General features: G+C 71.7%; 12 protein-coding genes. 3 read left to right on the top strand and 9 right to left on the bottom strand.

What is annotated here, in order from left to right:
- Positions 1-134: 134 nt before the first annotated feature.
- Positions 135-2,795: a winged helix-turn-helix domain-containing protein gene (locus tag NR792_RS20930; RefSeq protein WP_375754437.1), complete on the bottom strand. Its 2,661-nt coding sequence runs from the start codon at positions 2,793-2,795 to the stop codon at positions 135-137.
- Between the two features lie 120 nt (positions 2,796-2,915).
- A complete protein-coding gene (locus NR792_RS20925; protein ID WP_375754436.1) occupies positions 2,916-3,545 on the bottom strand; it encodes a histidine phosphatase family protein in 630 nt (209 codons plus the stop codon).
- A 387-nt stretch (positions 3,546-3,932) separates the two neighbouring features.
- Between NR792_RS20925 and NR792_RS20920 the strand changes: the two genes are divergently transcribed.
- Positions 3,933-5,915, top strand: a complete 1,983-nt coding sequence (locus NR792_RS20920; protein WP_375754435.1) for a polysaccharide biosynthesis protein — start codon at positions 3,933-3,935, stop codon at positions 5,913-5,915.
- A 71-nt stretch (positions 5,916-5,986) separates the two neighbouring features.
- On the opposite strand, the gene NR792_RS20915 is transcribed toward NR792_RS20920, so the two are convergent.
- Positions 5,987-6,790 (bottom strand): GNAT family N-acetyltransferase, encoded by an 804-nt coding sequence (locus tag NR792_RS20915; protein ID WP_375754434.1) that lies wholly within the window; start codon positions 6,788-6,790, stop codon positions 5,987-5,989.
- Positions 6,791-7,148: 358 nt separating this feature from the next.
- Here NR792_RS20915 and NR792_RS20910 point away from each other — a divergent pair, with 358 nt between their 5' ends.
- Both NR792_RS20910 and NR792_RS20905 read left to right on the top strand, forming a co-directional pair.
- A complete protein-coding gene (locus NR792_RS20910; RefSeq protein WP_375754433.1) occupies positions 7,149-8,513 on the top strand; it encodes a hypothetical protein in 1,365 nt (454 codons plus the stop codon).
- 122 nt (positions 8,514-8,635) lie between these two features.
- Entirely contained in the window at positions 8,636-9,787 is a 1,152-nt protein-coding gene (locus tag NR792_RS20905) for an aminotransferase class I/II-fold pyridoxal phosphate-dependent enzyme (protein WP_375754432.1), read from the top strand.
- Here the strand turns inward: NR792_RS20905 and NR792_RS20900 are convergent.
- The 6 genes from NR792_RS20900 to NR792_RS20875 form a co-directional block, all read right to left on the bottom strand.
- On the bottom strand, positions 9,708-10,454 hold the full coding sequence (locus NR792_RS20900) for a sugar transferase (protein ID WP_375754431.1): 747 nt from the start codon (positions 10,452-10,454) through the stop codon (positions 9,708-9,710). The genes NR792_RS20905 and NR792_RS20900 overlap by 80 nt on opposite strands.
- Positions 10,455-10,522: 68 nt before the next feature.
- The gene (locus NR792_RS20895; protein ID WP_375754430.1) at positions 10,523-11,848 is read right to left on the bottom strand and encodes a lipopolysaccharide biosynthesis protein; all 1,326 of its coding nucleotides are present in this window, start codon (positions 11,846-11,848) and stop codon (positions 10,523-10,525) included.
- The gene (locus NR792_RS20890; RefSeq protein ID WP_375754429.1) at positions 11,845-13,068 is read right to left on the bottom strand and encodes a glycosyltransferase family 4 protein; all 1,224 of its coding nucleotides are present in this window, start codon (positions 13,066-13,068) and stop codon (positions 11,845-11,847) included. Before NR792_RS20890 ends, NR792_RS20895 begins: the two co-directional genes overlap by 4 nt.
- 1 nt (position 13,069) lies before the next feature.
- Positions 13,070-14,353: an O-antigen ligase family protein gene (locus NR792_RS20885; RefSeq protein WP_375761656.1), complete on the bottom strand. Its 1,284-nt coding sequence runs from the start codon at positions 14,351-14,353 to the stop codon at positions 13,070-13,072.
- Positions 14,354-14,385: 32 nt separating this feature from the next.
- Positions 14,386-16,593 (bottom strand): polysaccharide biosynthesis tyrosine autokinase, encoded by a 2,208-nt coding sequence (locus tag NR792_RS20880; RefSeq protein ID WP_375754428.1) that lies wholly within the window; start codon positions 16,591-16,593, stop codon positions 14,386-14,388.
- Complete coding sequence (locus NR792_RS20875) at positions 16,590-17,711, bottom strand: polysaccharide export protein (protein ID WP_375754427.1); 1,122 nt, start codon at positions 17,709-17,711, stop codon at positions 16,590-16,592. Before NR792_RS20875 ends, NR792_RS20880 begins: the two co-directional genes overlap by 4 nt.
- Positions 17,712-17,819: the final 108 nt, after the last annotated feature.

The following is a 17,819-nucleotide window of genomic DNA, read 5'->3' as shown; positions in this document are numbered from 1 at the left end:
GATTCTGGAGGAATCCAGAAGGAAATGTAAACACCCTGCCTTGTAATTTATCGTAACTGGATAACTCCTGTAATGGAGTTGCCCGGCTGCTACAGCGTGTCACAGCCGTGACGCACTGCCCGGTCCGCGGATGTCTACTCCGTGACGAAGGTGAAGCCCGGAGTGACTTCCAGCCGGTAGCCGGGGTCCTCGAAGACCACGCGGGTGCCGGTGCCCTCCAGCATGTCGCGCACGTGGCTCACGTGGACGCGCAGCGCGTTGTCATGCAGGCGCGGGTCGTAGTCCGCGTTCCACATGGCGCGCACGCAGTCCTCCTTCGACAGGGTGCGCCCCGGCTGGCGCGCCAGCGCGTAGAGCAGCCTTCGCGGCAGGGCGCGGCGCTCCAGGGAGACGGTCTTCCCCGGGGCTCGCAGCTCGTGACGCCGGGCGTCCAGCACCACCTGCTCCGGCGCGGGCGCTTGCTGGGGGCGTGGGGCCTCCGGGGCGGAGGCGAGGGGCCGGGTCAGCTCCGCCATCAGCTCCGGGTCCAGCCCGCCCTCCGTGCCCGTGCGGAGGGCCTCCGCCAGGGCTTCGGCTGACTCGCGCGTCCGGCCCGCGTGCCGGTGGAGCGTGGCGCGGGTCAGGTGCGCCAGCGTGTGCTCCAGGACGAAGTCCTCGCCTCGGGACAGGGGCTCCAGCGCGGTGAGCAGCGCCGTGGCGCGCGGGGCGTCCGCGCCGCGGGCGTCGGCCAGGGCGGCCAGGGCGCGCTGGCGGGCGGCGATGCCGGGGCGCACCTCGCGGGGCTCCACGGGGACGGGGGGCGCTTCCGGCCCCGGCACGTCCAGCGTGCGCGCCACCCGGGCGGCCCGCATCAGCCCCACCACGCCGCGCGCCCGGACCTCTTCCTCCACCGCGTCCAGCTGGGCCCTTCCTTCCGCGCGGCGGCCCAGCTCCAGCAGCATGCGGCCCGCGCCCACGCGGCAGAGCAGCCGGACGAAGAGGTAGCCCGCCTTCTCCGCGCGGCCTTCGGTCTCCCGCAGCGCCGCGAGCGCCGCTCTCCGCTGGCCCCGCTCTCCGCGCACCCACGCCTCGATGCAGTCCAGCTCCAGCGCGAGGCGGGGCGCGCCCAGCTGGCCCAGCCGCTCCCGGGCGCTCGCGAGCGCGGCGTCCGCCTCCGTGAAGCGGCCCAGCCGGCTGAGGATGCCCGCGGACATGGCCGCCACCAGCGGGCCCCGCGAGTCGAGCGGCGCGTCCTCCAGCAAGGACACGCACTGGGCCAGGGGCTCCGCCAGCTCGCTGTCGCGGCCTTCAATCCAGAGCATCAGCGCGCGGGCGTAGGCGCACCACCCCAGCACGCGCCGGTCCCCGGTGGCGGCGGCGGCGTTGTCCAGCATGGCCAGGGACTCGTCCAGCCGCCCCTGGAAGAAGCGCAGCGCGGTCCAGGCCAGCAGCTGCTGGAGGAAGACCTCCGCGCTGCTCGGCACCGGCATGGCCTCCAGCGTGCGCTCGCAGGCCTCCGGCTCCAGCGCGAAGAGGGCCACCCGCACCAGCACGGCGCCCACGCCCTCGCGCAGGGCTTCGTTGGACTCCGGCGCCGGGGCGCCCGCGGCGGCCTCCAGCGAGGCGCGCAGGGCCAGCAGCTCCGGGTAGGCGCGGCGCAAATCCAGCAGCCGCACCCGCGCGCGGGCGTGGGCCAGCCGCACCTGGGGCGTGCGCAGTCCGGCGGGCAGCGAGTCCAGCAGGCCCAGCAGCTCGTCCGCGGCGCCGTGGCGCACCAGCGGCTCCGCCTGCGCGACGATGAAGGCCGCGCGCTCCTCGTGCTGGCCCAGCGCCTGGAGGTGGCGGCACACGCCGCGCACCCGGACCACGGCGGGCAGCGGCTCGCGCTCCAGGACCTCCAGCAGCGCTTCGTGCGCGGCGCGCGCTTCGTCCGGGGACAGCAGGGACACCATCGCCTCGCGCACGAGGTCGTGGACGCCGTACCGGCCCCGCGAGTCCGTCTCCACCAGCAGCTTCGCGCCCAGCTGGCGCAGCGCTTCGCCCGCGGGCATCCGCTCCCGCGTGTCCGCCAGCACCTGCTCCAGCGTGGCCGCGGTGAGGGGCAGCTGGCTCAAGGCGAGCATCGCGGCCAGCCGCCGCTCGTCCCCGGGCAGCGCCGCCAGCGCCGCGCGCACCGGCTCGTCTCCGCCCGTGTCGCCCGCGTGGGCCCGGCGCAGGAGGAAGGGCAGGCCCCTCGAGCGCTCCCACGCCGCGTCGAAGCCGTCGCGCTCGCCGTAGAGCGCGTCCAGCTCCCGCCACAGCTCTCGCGCGGCCTCCTCCGCCAGGCCCTCCAGCCGCAGCTCCACCCGGTCCGGGCTCGCCGCGTGCCGGGGCACCGACTCGCGCGAGGTCGCCAGCAGCGTGCCCTGCCGCAGCCGCCCTCCCAGGTCCTCCACCAGCGCCGCGCGCTCCGGCGGCCCCAGCACGTGCAGGTCGTCCAGCACGCACAGGGCGCGGCGCGCCTCCAGCTCCCCCGCCAGCGCCTCCAGCCGCGACGCGTCCGACAAGGCCTGGGCCACGGGCGCGTCACAGAGCAGCCGGCGCACGTCGTCCACCACCGTGTCCAGCGTGTCCCCGGGACGCACGCGCCGGTGCACGACGGGGCCCCGGTGCCTCGCGGCCACCGCCGCCACCAGCGCGGACTTGCCCGCCCCGGGCAGCCCGTAGACGACCCCCGTGTGCACGCGCTTCAGCATGTCACCCAGGCGCCGTACCTCCTGGGCGCGGCCCACGAAGACAGCGGGCGGTCCCAGCCCCGGAGCGGATGGCGTGCGCATGGCGCGCTCCATTGTAGGGCCACCGGGCCCCCTCCGGCAGGGCCGTCCCGGTGGAACTCCAGCACGGCGGGGCGCTCGAGGACGCCTGGGGTTGTCCCGGGCCGAGCGCGGCGGGCCGGCTCAGGTGTCGTCCAGGCTGAGCGCGCGCAGGTGGCTGACGTCTCCCCAGGTCACCAGCCGCAAGGCCCCCGCGTGGAGGTCGAACTGGTTCCAGCCCGCGTTGAGGACGGAGAAGGCACGCGGCGCCGCGGACGGGATGCCCAGGCAGTGGCGCAGCAGGGCGCTGAGCACGCCCCCATGGGTCACCACCACGACGCGGGCCTCCGCATGGCGCGCGCCCAGCTCCTCCAGACAGTGCAGCGCCAGCCGCAAGCGCTGCGACGCGCTCTCGCCTTCGGGCACGACGTAGTCCGCGTGGCCCTCCGCGTACGCGGAGAAGACCTCCGGATGGCGCTCGCCGGCCTGCGCGCGCGTCAGCCCTTCGAGGATGCCCAGCCCGCGCTCCCGCAGCCGCGCATCCCGCTGGACGTCATGGCCCGTCCTCGCCGCGATGCGGGCCGCCGTCTGCACCGCGCGGTCCAGGTCGCTGCTGTAGAGGGCCTGGAAGGGGAGGGTGGCGAGGCGTGCCGCGAGCGCCTCCGCCTGCCGCAGCCCCTCGCGGCTCAACGAGCTGTTCAGGTGCCCCTGCAGGCGCCCCAGGGCGTTCCACTCCGTCTCCCCGTGCCGGAGCAGGATGAATTCGGTCGTCATGGTGCCAGCGTGGCGGGCGGGCTCCAGGGGAGCAAGGCTCGCGGAGTGTCAGTCAGGTGCCGTGGCCATCGCGCCACGGGCGGCCCATCCCTTCCTCCCGGCGCGTGTCGCATGGTTGAAACACAGCCCTGGCGGACCTGGAGGCTGTGGACTTCCGGCGCCTGGAGGGCCCGGGGCATGTCTGGGTTTCCACACCGCGGGGCAGGAGGTCTGCTCAATGCCACGCATCCCCACGGCCACGGAGTCGGACTGCACTCCTGGACGGCTTGGGTCTCGCTGGAGACGAGGCCATCTTTCCTCGATATCCGAGCTAAGGCGTGTCTTCCTGATTATGCGTGGAAGACGGCGGATCTTCCGTGAACGCCAGGTCGGAGGGGGGAGACTTCGATGAATCACGGTCAGAAGCTGGATGCGCTGAGCATGGACGTGGAGCCGCGGGAGGCCTCGGAGGAGGCTCCGCGAAGGGCTCACCGCTTCAGCTGGCTGCGGATGCTGGGCGTGGACGCGGTCCTCATCGCCTGCTCGCTGCTCTTCGCCACGGTGTTGCACTTCGCTGACGGGCTGCCTCCGGCGTGCCGGGAGGTGCTGCCCCGCGCCATGGCGCTCCTGGTCGCGGTGCGCCTGGTGACGCTCGTGTCGCTGGGGCTGCACCGCTGGTCGTTCCACCGCTCCGGCATCCACGAGGCGGTCCGGCTGGAGCTGGCCAGCCTCGCGGCCACCATCGTCTTCGAGCTCTTGCGCACCGTCTTCTTCGCGGAGTCGCTGCCGGGGCAGGTGGTCGCGCTGGAGTTCTTCGTCACCACCACGCTCCTGGGCTTCCACCGCTTCGCCCCGCGCATGGCGCGGCAGTGGTACCTGGACCAGCGGCGAGCGCGGGCGCTGGGCTCGCAGCGCACCCTCATCGTGGGCGCGGGCAGCGCCGGGGACCTGCTCCTGCGCGACCTGCTGCGCGACCGGACGAGCCCGTGGCACGTCATCGGGCTGGTGGATGACGACCCGGGCAAGCAGGGCACCTTCCTCAACGGCAAGCCGGTGCTCGGCGTCCTGGACGCGCTGCCGGAGCTGATGAAGAAGCACCGGGTGACGCAGGTGCTCATCGCCATCCCCCGGCTGTCCCCGGAGCGCACGCGGCACCTCTTGAGCCTGTGCCGGCACCAGAGCGTCAGCTTCAAGATCATCCCGGCCTCGTTCGCCTACCTGGACCAGAAGATCACCGCCGCCATGCTGCACGACCTGTCCCCGGAGCACCTGCTGCCCCGCGACGCCATCGCCTTCGACCATGAGGAGGTGCACCGGCTGGTGACGGGCCGCCGCATCCTCGTCACCGGCGGCGCGGGCTCCATCGGCAGTGAAATCGTCCGGCAGGTGGCGGGGCACTCGCCCGCGTCGCTGGTGGTGGTGGACATCAACGAGAACGAGCTCTACCTGCTGGTGCGCCAGCTGCAGTCGCGCTACCCGAACGTGCCGGTGCACTCCGTGGTGGCGGACATCCGCGACCTGGACCGGATGATGCGCATTGGCGTGGAGTTCGCGCCGCAGTACGTCTTCCACGCGGCGGCGCACAAGCACGTGCCCCTGATGGAGGACTCGCCCGAGGAGGCCATCAAGAACAACGTCTTCGGCACGCAGAACGTGGCGCGCATGGCGGACGCCTGCGGGGCCGAGCGCTTCATCCTCATCTCCACCGACAAGGCCGTGAAGCCCTCGTCGGTGATGGGGGCCTCCAAGCGGCTGGCGGAGATGGTCATCCGGGACATCGCCGCGACGTCGCGCACCACGTTCTGCGCCGTCCGCTTCGGCAACGTGCTGGGGTCCGCGGGCAGCGTGGTGCCCCTCTTCAAGCAGCAGATCCAGGCGGGCGGCCCCGTCACCGTCACGCACCCGGACTGCACCCGCTACTTCATGATCATCCCGGAGGCGGTGGGCCTGGTGGTGCTGGCCGGCCTGGGCGGCTACGGCGAGCTGTGCATCCTGGACATGGGCGAGCCGGTCCGCATCGCGGAGCTGGCCGCGAACATGATCACCATGACGGGCCTGGTGCCGGACAAGGACATCCCCATCGTCTACACGGGGCTGCGTCCGGGGGAGAAGCTGGAGGAGGTGCTCATGTCCGAGGAGGAGGAGCTCACCCAGCAGGTGCGCAACCGCATCAAGGTGGCCCGCAGCCCCGCGCCGCCCGCGGACTTCCAGCTCCAGCTCAAGCGCCTGGACCGCGCGTCCAGGGCCGGTGACGTCCATGACGTGAAGCGCGCCCTCCAGGACCTCATCCCCGCGTACACCCCGTCGAAGATGCCGGGGGCCGTGGCGAAGGTGCTGCCCGCCTTCCCCGGGGTGAAGGCTTCCGCCGCGGAGAAGAACGTCAGCGCCTGACCCCACGCGACCTGTCCGCCGGTCGCGAGGCCCCGGCTTCCCGTGCTCCGGCGCGGGAGGCCGGGGCTTCGTCATGGCGGGGGCGGCGCGCGGTAGGCGGGGAAGAAGCCGCCCGCGGGACAGCCCTCCGCCAGCGCGGCGTACGCGGCCGCGTCGCAGATGATTTCGTGCGTGTGGATGCGCCCGCTGGCGTTGGCGAAGCCGCGCTTGAAGTCCTCCAGCCCGTCCCCCGGCGTGAGCCCGCCCCCCAGGTGGAGGGGGAGCCCCAGCCGGGCGCTCAGGTCGATCATCTCTCCGAAGACGTTCTTCGCGGGCGAGCGCGCCAGGTGCGCATCCGCCGTGCCGCCCAGGTAGTAGTGCAGCAGGCCATCGCTCTGGACGACCAGGGCCGCGGAGGCGACGGCGCCGTCCGGCGCACGCGTCGTCGCGAGCCAGGCGGCCGGGGACGCGAACAGCTCCTCGAAGTACGCGTCCGAGAAGAAGTACCGGTGACACGCCTGGTCCCGGACCATGGTCTGCCGGTACACGTCCCGGAACCCCGCGCGCTCCTCGGGCGGCGCGTCCCGGGCCGCACGCACGGTGCTCACGAAGCCCAGCCGGGCGTTACGCCGCAGGTGCCGGCGGTGCATCTCCCGCAGTGTGAGCGGGCGGCACGGGTCCACGAAGAAGACCTCGTTGCGCGCCGTGCCTCCCGAGAAGCAGTGCGGTCCCTGGACCCGCTCCCTCACGAAGATGCTGACCAGCTCCGTGGCCCGCCAGTCCACCGCGGGTGCTGGCACCTCGCTCCAGCCGTCCACCGCGCCGCCTGGAAACCCATACGGAGAAATGGCGTCGCGATAGGCCGTCCCCTCAATCGCTCGCACGATGAGTGGCACGCGCAACGTCCTGTCTGTATCGTTTTTGATGACCAGCGTATGGGTGACCTGCTCGGCGCGTAGGTGATGCTCGGAGCGGAAGTACTCCCCGGACCGCGCCGAGGCTCCCGCGTCGGGAACCAGCATGGCGCTCGCCTGCCCTGTCCTCGTCATACATCTCCCAACCGGCTCAGGCGGACAGGCCCATGTGGCCCTGGACTGAACACTCACAGGCAGTCGTGATTTATTCTTTGTCTAATCACAAAGGAATTCATCGGGTCGCCAAATGCTTCTGGCGACCTGTGAACGCACTCCGGCGTTCCCACAACAGGGTAGCGCACCGGGTTGTCAACGGGAGCTACCCCACAGGACCCCCCTGATGTTGGAACCTCGTCGTCGCAACACGTCTGGTCGCGCCCTGTCGTCCCTGCTGTCCCTGAGCCTGCTGGTCGGTGGCGCGTGTGGCCCCAACCCCGAGCAGGACAGCTCCAGCGCGGTCGTTGACAACGGAGACACCACCCCGGGCAGCACCGAAGTCGCCTCCCCGGAATGGGACACGCTTGCTCCCTCTTCCCCCGAAGAGATTGCCGCGGCTCCCTCCGAGCCTGAGACCGAGGCGGTTCCCTCCACTCCGGAGGCGGACGTCCCTGCAGCCGCGGAAGCGCCTGCCACCACCGAGGAGAGCCTGGGGACCACTGCCCAGGCCGCCGTCAGCCTGCGCACGGTCGCCGGCTGGGAGACGCTCTTCCTGAACCGCTGGAACTCGGAGCACACCTCGAGCTTCCTCCCCAAGAGCACCTCCCTGGACAGCTGGAAGTTCTACGACCTGTCCTACGGCATCGATGGCAACACCGCGATGTACCGTGCCACGGGCAAGACGCAGTACATGGACCGGGCCCTGCTGTATGTGAACAACATGGTCAAGAACGCGAAGGTCTCCTCTTCGCTGCCCCGGAGCCAGTTCAAGGACAGCTACCTGGGCTGGGCGTCCGCCCGCTCGGACACGCTGGGCCAGGAAGTCCCTCTCTTTGAGAGCTACTGCTGGCGTTATGTGACGCGCATGCTGCGCACCATCCGTGAGACGCCTGCCCTCTACAACAACAGCACGTACAAGACGCAGTACGACAAGCTGCTGGCGTTCACCGAACGGAACATGTTCGAGAAGTGGCTCAAGCGCGGCGCGAACAGCTACATCTACCGCGTCAACACCCACATGGCGTCGCACTGGGCCTACATCGCCATGGACCTGTCGAAGATGACGACGGACGCCACGAAGAAGGCGCAGTACCTGACTGTCTTCAACAACATCAACCGTGACATGCCCAACAACACCTCGTCGCTGCGCGGCCAGCTGCAGACCAGCCCGGTGAACGCCAGCGCGTACTTCTGGGCCGCCGAGTGGGGCTCCAAGCGGCGCCCCGGCCAGGACGTGGCGCACGGCAACGGCGTGATGGCCTACCTCGTGGAAGCCCACGACGCGGGCATGGAGTGGACGGACGCGGACATGCGCAAGTTCGTCGTGACGCTCAACAACGTCATCTGGCCGTCCGCCAAGCGGTACAGCAACTACGTGGACGGCTCCGGCACCGGCACGGGCTGGTTCAATGACGGCCTGATGAAGCTGGGCCGCTACAACGCCGACCTCCAGAAGCGTCTGGAGACCCACTCCGTGGGCCAGAACACCCAGTTCTACGGCAACGCCGCGCTCAACGCGAAGCTGCTGGGCGCGGGCTCGGCGCTGTAAGCCGAGTTCCACAATACGGACAGACACCTCCTCCTCCCGCCCGAGCGCGCGGGAGGAGGGAGTGTGCGAACGCTCCAGGCAATGCCGGGTTCCGAATGCCCGGTCCTGCCTGGAGCTTTCGTATGTCCTCCCGCATCTACCTGTCCTCGCCCCACATGGGCGCGCTCGAGCGCGGCTACGTCGATGACGCGTTCGCGAGCAACTGGATTGCCCCGCTGGGTCCCCACGTGGATGCCTTCCAGGAGGAGTTCGCCCGCTGCGTGGGCACCCCGCACGCGCTGGCGCTGAGCTCCGGCACGGCCGCGCTCCACCTGGCGCTCCAGCTGGTGGGCGTGGGTCCCGGCGACGACGTGCTGGTGAGCACGCTCACCTTCTCCGCGTCGGTGAACCCCATCCGCTACCTGGGCGCGTCCCCTGTCTTCATCGACAGCGAGCGCACGTCCTGGAACATGGACCCCGCGCTGCTGGAGGAGGAGCTGTCCATGCGCGCCCGCGTGGGCCGGCTGCCCCGCGCCGTGGTGGTGGTCCACCTGTATGGCCAGAGCGCGGACCTGGATCCCATCATGGCCGCGTGCGACCGCTACGGCGTGCCCGTGGTGGAGGACGCCGCGGAGGCCCTGGGCAGCACGTACAAGGGGCGGGCCCCCGGCACGGTGGGCCGCGTGGGCATCTATTCATTCAACGGCAACAAAATCCTGACGACCTCCGGCGGCGGGATGCTGGTGTCCGCGGACGGGGAGCTGGTCCAGCACGCCCTCAAGCTGGCCACGCAGGCGCGCGACACGGCGCCGCACTACCAGCACTCGGAGATTGGCTACAACTACCGGCTGAGCAACGTGCTGGCCGCCATCGGGCGGGGGCAGCTGCACGTGCTGGAGGACCGGGTGGCCGCGCGCCGCGCGAACCACGCCTTCTACGCGGAGGCCTTCCGGGACCTGCCGGGCATCGAGTTCATGCCCGAGGCGCCGTGGGGCCGGCACACGCGCTGGCTCACCACCCTCACCCTCGACCCGGAGGCGTTCGGCGCGGACCGGGAGGCGGTGCGCACCGCGCTGGAGCGGGAGAACATCGAGGCGCGGCCGGTGTGGAAGCCCATGCACCTGCAGCCCGTCTTCGCGACCTTCGAGCGGCGGCGCGGCGCCGTGGCGGAGGACCTCTTCCGCCACGGCCTGTGCCTGCCGTCCGGCTCCAACCTCACACGACAGGAGCTCGAGCGGGTGGTGGAGGTGGTCCGCGACGTTCCCCGGAGGCAGGGGCTGCGGACGGCGGGCTGACGGCGCTGGCTTCCTGCTGCCGGAGCGGCACGACGTTGGAGGCCGGCGGCGGGTTGCCCATGAACTTGTGCAGGGTGGCCTCGCTCGCGAAGGAGATGCCCTGGCGCTGGAGCACCCGCACCACCGTCAGCGCCAGCACCTTCGCGTCCAGCGCGAGGTTCCAGTGGTCCACGTACCAGACGTCCAGCCGGAAGCGCTCGTCCCAGCTGAGCGCGTTGCGGCCGTTCACCTGGGCCCAGCCGGTGACGCCGGGCAGCACGTCGTGGCGCCGCGCCTGCTCCTCGCTGTAGCGGGGCAGGTACTCCACCAGCAGCGGGCGCGGCCCCACGAGGCTCATGTCGCCCCGGAGCACGTTCCACAGCTGCGGCAGCTCATCCAGGCTGGTGGAGCGCAGGAGCCGCCCGGCCCAGGTGAGGCGCTGCTCGTCCGGCAGCGCCTGGCCGTTCGCGTCCGTGGCCTCCAGCATCGTGCGGAACTTGAGGACGGTGAACAGCTTGCCCTTGCGGCCCGGGCGCGACTGCCGGAAGAGGACGGGGCTGCCCATCGTCACGCGGACGAACAGACCCGTGGCGGCCATCACCGGGGCAAGGCATAGCAAGCCCACCCCCGCCGCCATCACGTCGATGCACCGCTTGAGGAACAGCCCGGTTCCTGCCTGTCTTTGCATGGGGACGTCGCTCCTTGAAGCCGGTGAGGCTAGAAATGCTCACGGCCCGCCACCACGGCCCCCCGGACTCAGCCTGCTGTCCGTTCCCGGGCATCCACCTGCGCGGTTGGGACGGAATGGAGCACCTGCACGGGCTTGGGCGCCGTCAGCCGCCGCCAGACCCGCCAGGTCAGCCAGATGCTGCATCCCAGTTCAGACACCCAGCCCACCCCCAGGGCCCAGGCGGCCCCCACCGGCCCCACGCGCGGCACCCACACCGCGCTGCCCAGCGCCACCACGGCCACGGAGACGACGAGCAGCACCACCTGGCCCTTGAGCTCGCGCGCCGCGGTGAGCCCCACCGCGAGGCTCAGGCAGACGTACTCCAGCGCCGCGGCCCCCATCAGCCAGACGAACAGCGTGAGGTTCCCGGCGTAGGCGGCGCCGTAGAAGAGCGTCAGCGCCCACCGGCCGAACAGCGCCGAGCCGGCGATGGCGCACAGGCCCACCCCCGCGGACGCGGCCACGAAGCCCGCCAGCGCCCTGCCGTAGCGGCGCGCCTCCCCCGCCGCGTGGTAGCGCCCCAGCCGGGGGCTCACCGCCTGCCCCAGCGAGTGCACCACCCGGCCGCCCAGCGCGGCGAAGTACGCGAGCGCGGCGTACATGCCCAGCTCCGCCTGGCCCGCGTGCGCCTCCAGGGTGTAGCGGGGGAGGTTGGGCCTGAGCGCGCCCAGGAGCGCGGTGAGGCCCAGCACCCAGCACAAGAGGAAGAGGGCCTTGAGCCGCGTGCCCTCCGTCCGCCACGGCGTGCGCCAGAGGGTGCTCCAGGGGCGCACGCCGGGGAACTCGCGCCGCAGCGCCCGCGCGTCGAAGACGAAGAGGACGATGGCCCACGCGAACGCCATGGCCGCCGCGCCGGCGATGGGGCTGTGCGTGAGCCACAGCGCCAGCGGCACCAGCACCGCGGACAGCACGCTCTTGGCGATGGTGGACCGGGCGATGAGCCCCAGCCGCTCCGCCTTCTGGAGCGCGCCGTAGAAGACCTCGCTCACGGCCTCGAAGCCCTTGGCCAGCGCCACCAGCGCGATGACCCAGCCCGCGTGGAGGGAGTCCGCCATCACCGTGGCGATGGCGCAGCACACCGCCACGCCCGCGGCGACGTTGAGCACCATCAGGCCCAGGTAGTGCTCGAAGCCGAAGGCGCTCTTCGCGTCGGTGGCCTGGAGCGTGCGCAGCTGCATGCGCGCCATCAGCAGCACCGGGGCGGTGATGGCCAGGGCGAGCGCGAACTGGCCCACCTCCTCCATGGTGGCCAGCCGCGCGAAGGCCACCAGGACGCCCCACTGCGCGAGGGCGTAGACGAGCCCGGCGGAGAGTGACCAGACGAAGTTTCCCCCCACCGAGCGCCCGTTCATGACCGGGCCGCCGCCGCGCGTTGCAGCACCTCCGAGAGGCGCTTGGCCGCGATGTCCGCGGAGTAGCGCTCCCGGCCCAGCTTCCCGGCCAGCGCGCCGGCCTCCGCGAGCCAGCGCGGGTCGCGCAGCCGCTTCGCCAGCATGGCCGCCGCGGCGGGGATGTCCTTGGGCGGCAGCCGCAGGCCGAAGGGCTCCTTGTCCAGCAGCTCCGCCTGCCAGCCGCCGTAGTTGAGCGCCAGCGGCCGCCCGGCGGCGAGCGCGTCGAAGAACTTGTTGGCGGAGTTGTCCTGCATGCCCGGCACGTCCGTGAAGAGCGACGTGGCGATGGTGGCCGCGCTCAGCACCGCGGGCACCTGCGCCTTGGGCACGCTGGGCAGGAAGAAGAGGTTCACGCCCTTCACGCCCAGCCGCTCCGCCAGCCCGTGCAGCAGGATCTCTTCACGGCCCTGGCCCATGATGACGAAGCGGACCTCCGGGTCCAGCCCGCGCATCTCCGCGGCCACCCGCACCAGGTACTCCACGCCGTTCACCAGCCCCAGCGTGCCCGCGTACAGCACCATGGGCCGGTCCCCCAGCCACGCGTACTTCTGGCGGAACTCCTGGCCCGCGGACGCCGGCACCCCGAAGCGCTCCGGGTCGCAGAGGTTGGGGATGATGGTGATCTTCTCCGGCGGCACGCCCGCCGCCTCCACGCCCGCCTTCATGCCCGGCGACAGCGCGACGATGTGCTCCGCGCCCGCGTAGGCGGCCTTCTCCAACAGCTGCGCGGCCATGATGGCGGAGCGGCTCTTGAGCGCGCCCACCGCGATGGGGATGGCGGGCCACAGGTCGCGCACCTCGAAGACCATGGGCCGCTTGTTCCACTTCGACGCGGCGATGCCCGGCACCGCGATGGTGAGCGGCGTGCTGGTGGCGAAGAAGACGTCCGCGGGCAGCTGCGCGGCGCGGCGCGTGGAGTTGACCGCGAAGTGGCTGAAGGCCCGGATGCGGTCCGGGTAGCTCATGGCGTTGCTGTAGGGCACCGGCAGCCAGTGCACCTGGATGCCGCTCTCGTTGGACTCGCGCCAGCCCCTGCCCGTGCCGGCGTCCGTGCGGGTGTCGGAGGTCACCATGTGGACCTCGTGGCCCATGGAGACCAGGCGCCGCGCCAGTTCATAGGAGCGCGTGCCCCCGTGCATGGTGGGGGTGTTGAAGTACTGGTGCAGGTAGACGATGCGCATGTCAGACGGCTCCTGTGAATGAAGGTTGGGGAAGGGCGTGGGGGAGGGGAGGCCCCTCGTGCGCGGGCTTCCGTCCGGGGGCCGCGGTCGCGGAGGCCATCACCATCAAGAGGAAGAGGGCCCGGCTGTCGTAGAGGTCACCGCTGGACTGGGCGCCCAGCAGCACCAGCACCGCCGCGCCCACGGTGGCGCCGTCCAGGCCCTGGCGCCGCAGGAGCGCCGAGCGCACGAAGGTGGCGAGGACGGTCGCGAGCAGGAGCAGCCCCACGACGCCGCCCTCGCAGAACACCTCCAGGAAGAGGTTGTGCGGGTAGACGCCCAGGCGCAGCGCGGGGAACGCCGCGAGCCCCGCCCCCGCCACCGGGTAGTCCTGGCCCAGCTGGAGGGCCCTCGCGTAGAGGATTTCCCGCCCGGACAGGTACACCTTGCCTTCGTTGTGGACCGAGCCGCCCGCGCCCGTCTCGTAGTTGAGGGTGAGGCGCAAGAAGCGCTCCTGCACGGAGTTGCTCAGCGCTTCCCCCAGCGGGGAGAACAGGGTCACCACGGTGATGGCGGCGGCCGCCAGCAGCAGCAGCAGCAGCAGCCGGCGCAGCGGCACGCGCCCCACCACGAGGCAGGTGGTGAGGCCCGCGACGATGGCGGCGGAGCCGCCGCGCGAGCCCGTGAGCAGCGCCAGCACGACGCCGGTGGCGGCCACCGGAATCCACAGCCACGCCTGGCCCCTCCAGTACCAGAAGTAGAGCGCCCCGATGGAGAGCAGCCCCATGAGCCGCGCGAGGATGTTGGGCCCGCCGCCCATCACCGCCAGCCGCGCGCTCCCGCCGCCCCCCAGCAGTTGCTTGACGGCGGTGAGCGCGAGCAGCCCCGTGGCCACGACGACGGCGCCCCAGAACGCGTCCAGCACCCGGGGCGCGGGCTGGCGGAGCGCGGCCAGCGCGAAGCCCACGCACATCAGCCCCACCAGCGCGAGGTCGGCGACCTTGGTCAGGGAGAAGAGCGGGTCGGGCGTCCAGGCGATGCTGGCGGCCATGTAGCCCAGGAAGCCCAGCAGGGCCGCGATGAGCGGCGGGTCGAAGCGCGCCTCGCCGGGGCGCGCGTCGCGCCGGGCGCGGTGCAGCAGCCCCACGCTGGCGAGCAGCACCCCGCACAGGACGATCCACAGCCGCAGCTCCTGGACCAGGTTCGTGTCCACCTCTTCATTGACCGCGAGGCCCAGCCGGTGGAAGCCCCAGCGGCCCGCGAGCACATAGAGCGCCGCGATGAAGCCCAGTCCTGTGCAGCACATCCAGCTCACGGTGGTTGGCTCCCGGTGGGGCTTCAGCTCGCGGACGGGTATTCGTATTGGTAGACGCCGCTCACCTCGCGGCCGGAACGGGAGCGCGGCACGCCGTTGAGGACCACGCCCTGGGCGGGCACGCCGCTCTGCTCCAGGTGGTGCAGCGCCGTGGCCACCTCGCGCAGGGACTGGGTCGCCGCGCGCACCACGGCGAGCCGCACGCCCGCGTGCCGGGCCACGAGCGCCGCGTCCGTCACCGCGAGGATGCAGGGCGTGTCGAAGAGGACGACGTCGTACTCGGCCGACACGCGCGCCACGAGCGTGTCGAACGCCGCGCCGGCCAAAAGCTCCGCGGGGTCTGGCGGGAGCGCGCCCGCGCCCAGGAACGACAGGCCGGGCGGCGAGGTCTCCTCCAGCAGGGCCTCCTCCAGGGTGGCGGTGCCCCGCAGCACCTCATGGAGGCCGGGAACGCGCGCCTCGCGGAAGCACCGGTGCAGCCAGCCGCCGCGCAGGTTCGCGTCCACCAGCAGCACGCGCTGGCCCGTCTCCGCCAGCACCCACGCCAGGTTGAGGGCGGTGAAGGACGTCCCGGCGCCGGGGGCCGTGCCGGTGAGGGCGACGACGTGGCTGCCCGCCTCCTTCATGGCCCGCTGGAGCCGGGTCCTCAGGCCGCGCACGCTTTCGACGGTGATGTCCCGGGGGAGGCTGCGCGCCAGGATGTGGGAGGGGAGGCGGGGCTCCGCCGCGCGGCGGGGGCCCGTGGGGATGCTGGCGAGCACGGGCACCGCGAGCGCGGACTCCAGGGCCGCGGGGTCGGTGACGCCCGGGTGCAGCGACCGCCGCGCGAAGGCCAGCGCGACGCCGAACGTCAGCCCCAGCACCAGGCTGACCGCGAACACGTCCGGCTTCGCGGGGCGCACGGGCAGGCGCGTCACCACGGGCGCGTCGATGAGGCGCGCGTTGGTGATGGTGCTCGACTTGAGCACCCGGTACTCCTGGGCCTTGTTGTTCAGCTGGAGGTACAGCTCGTTGGCCACCTTCACGTCGCGCGTGAGCTGGGCGGACACCCGCTCCGCGTCCGGGATGCCCTTGAGCCGGGTCTCCAGCGCGGTGCGCTCCGTGCGCAGGCGCGCCAGCTTGCGCTCCATGGCCATGAGCAGCGGGTGGTGCTCGGTGAAGCGCTGCCGCAGCTCCGAGCGCTCCAGCGAGAGCGTGGAGATGTCCTTGTCCAGGTCCGCGCTCCGGTTGAGGACGGCCTGCACCTCCAGCGCCAGGTCCACGCCGCCCTTGTTGGCGCGGTAGTCGCGCAGCGCGGCCTCCGCCTGCTCCAGGCCCTGGCGCAGGCCGGGCAGCTGGCTGTCCAGGAACGACAGCGTGCGGCCCGCTTCCTCGCTGCGGCGCTCCACGTTGGAGCGCACGTACGTGTCCGCGATGGCCTGGAGCGTGGTGGTGGCCAGCACCGGGTCTGGCCCGTCCAGGGTCAGGTTGAGCACGCCCGTGCCGGCGCCCTTCTCCCCCATGCGCAGCGTGCGCTGCAGGTCCTCCACCACCTCCAGCTTCGAGCGGCGCATCACCTGGAAGCGCGTCCCCGGCCGGGCGCGCAGCGCGGTGACGAACAGCTCCACCTCTTGCGCCGCGCCTTCTTCCGTCTGGGCGCCGGTGCCCACAGCGCCGTGGAGCACGACGCGCCCCTCGGGGCTCCACAGGGTGTACGCGCCGTCGGCCTCGGCCACGAGCGTGAGCGGCAGGTCCTCCCACTCCGTGGGCACGTTCAGCCGCTCCACCTGGAGCTCTTCCCCGCCCCAGGCGTACGAGGCCCCACCCCACCACGGCACCGCCGCCAGCTCCGGCCCCTCGTGCGCGCGGGCCCAGGCCGCGCCCACCAGCGGGAAGTGGTGGGGCTCCACGCTCACGCCCAGGTGCAGCGCGTCCGCCACGCGCCCCAGGAGGGCCCTGGAGCCCAGGACCTCCATCTCAGGGGCCGCCATGCTGGGGGCGTCTGGAATCAGCTCGTCCAGCTGGCCCAGGCTGCTGCCCTTCTGCTCGATGCGCAGGATGGCATTGGCCCGGTACACCGGCGCCGTGGTGAGCAGATACAGCCCGCCCAGGGCCAGGGCCAGGGCCACGGACGCCGCGATGGTCCCGCGCCGCTCTCCCAGGATGGCCAGGTATCTGCCCAATCCCAGCTCATCATCCTGCGTGCCGGGGCCGGGGCGGGAGGGCGCCACGCGTTGGGGGGGGCTCGTCATGGGTTTTCGATGATGATGGTTCTGTCTCCGATATCCACTGCCTGCCAGAGCAGCTGAACTGTTGGCTGGATTTGATCGATGATGCGGTTCCACCGCGTCAAGTCGTGCGCGGAGACGAAGACAACGTCGCGTGGCTGTAATTGGAACTGCTCCGCGAGGAGCAGGGCGTCCGGCGAGCTCGCGTCCAGCTTGAAGATGGAGGGGCGGTCGAAGCTTCCCCGGATGACATACACGCGGCCCGGGTTGGACGTGCGCGGGTCGAAGCCCTCGGTGTCGCCAATGGCTTCCGCCAGCGTCATCCGCCCCTTCACCATCACGCGGGAGGACGGCTTGCGGACCTCTCCCAGTACGAAGACCTTGTTGCGGCTGCGGTCCGCCACGTTGACGATGTCGCCGTCCTGGAGGAGCCAGTTCTGGCTCGTGTCCCCCTGTTCGTAGAGGGCCTGCAGATCCAGCGTGAAGGTGGCGCCGCCCCGGCTGAGCGTGACGGTGCGCAGGTCCGCCTCCGTGGAGAAGCCCTTCGCCTGGGCGATGGCGTCCTGCACGCGCAGGGGCACGTCGGTGATGGGCAGGGTGCTGGGCGCCACCACCTCCCCCGTCACCTGGACCTTCTGCCCCCGGAAGCCCACCACGCGCACGTCCAGCTGGGGCTTCTCGATGACGCTCGCCAGCCGCTGCGTGAGCAGCTCGCGGATCTCCCGCAGCGTCTTGCCCGCCACGGGGATGTTCCCCACGTGGGGGTAGAACATGGTCCCATCCGCCGCCACCGGGTGGCCGGTGGCCTCCGCGGAGCGGAACTCGCCGGCGGGGATGGTGAGCTCCGGGTGGTCCCAGACGATGACGCTCAGCACGTCGTGCGCCGTCACCCGGTAGTCATAGTCCGTGGCCACCTGGGCCAGCGGATCCACCCGCGGCGTGGGCCGCGCCTGCCTGCGCGCCTCCAGCTGGTGGCTGAGGAGGGACGCGTCGATGGGGACGATTTCGTAGGCGCCATCCGTGCCAGCGTCTGCCTTTCCGGCGTAGCGCTCCCGGAAGGCATCCTCGTCCATCTGCATTCCTGGGCCCCAGGCACATGCGCTCATGCAGAACACCGCGGCCAATAGCAGGGCGTGTTTCATAAGGCGGGGAATCTCCCGGACAAACCAAGCAATCGTAAGCCCTGGACAATGCCAAATGTCTGGAAGCCGCTAGGGCTCGCTGGCGAGGTGACACATGCCCTGCCCTGG

It is taken from the genome of Corallococcus exercitus, assembly GCF_042231735.1.
Lineage (GTDB): Bacteria > Myxococcota > Myxococcia > Myxococcales > Myxococcaceae > Corallococcus > Corallococcus exercitus_B.
Note: the sequence above shows the minus strand (reverse complement) of the source record. Positions and strands in the feature narration are given on the sequence as shown.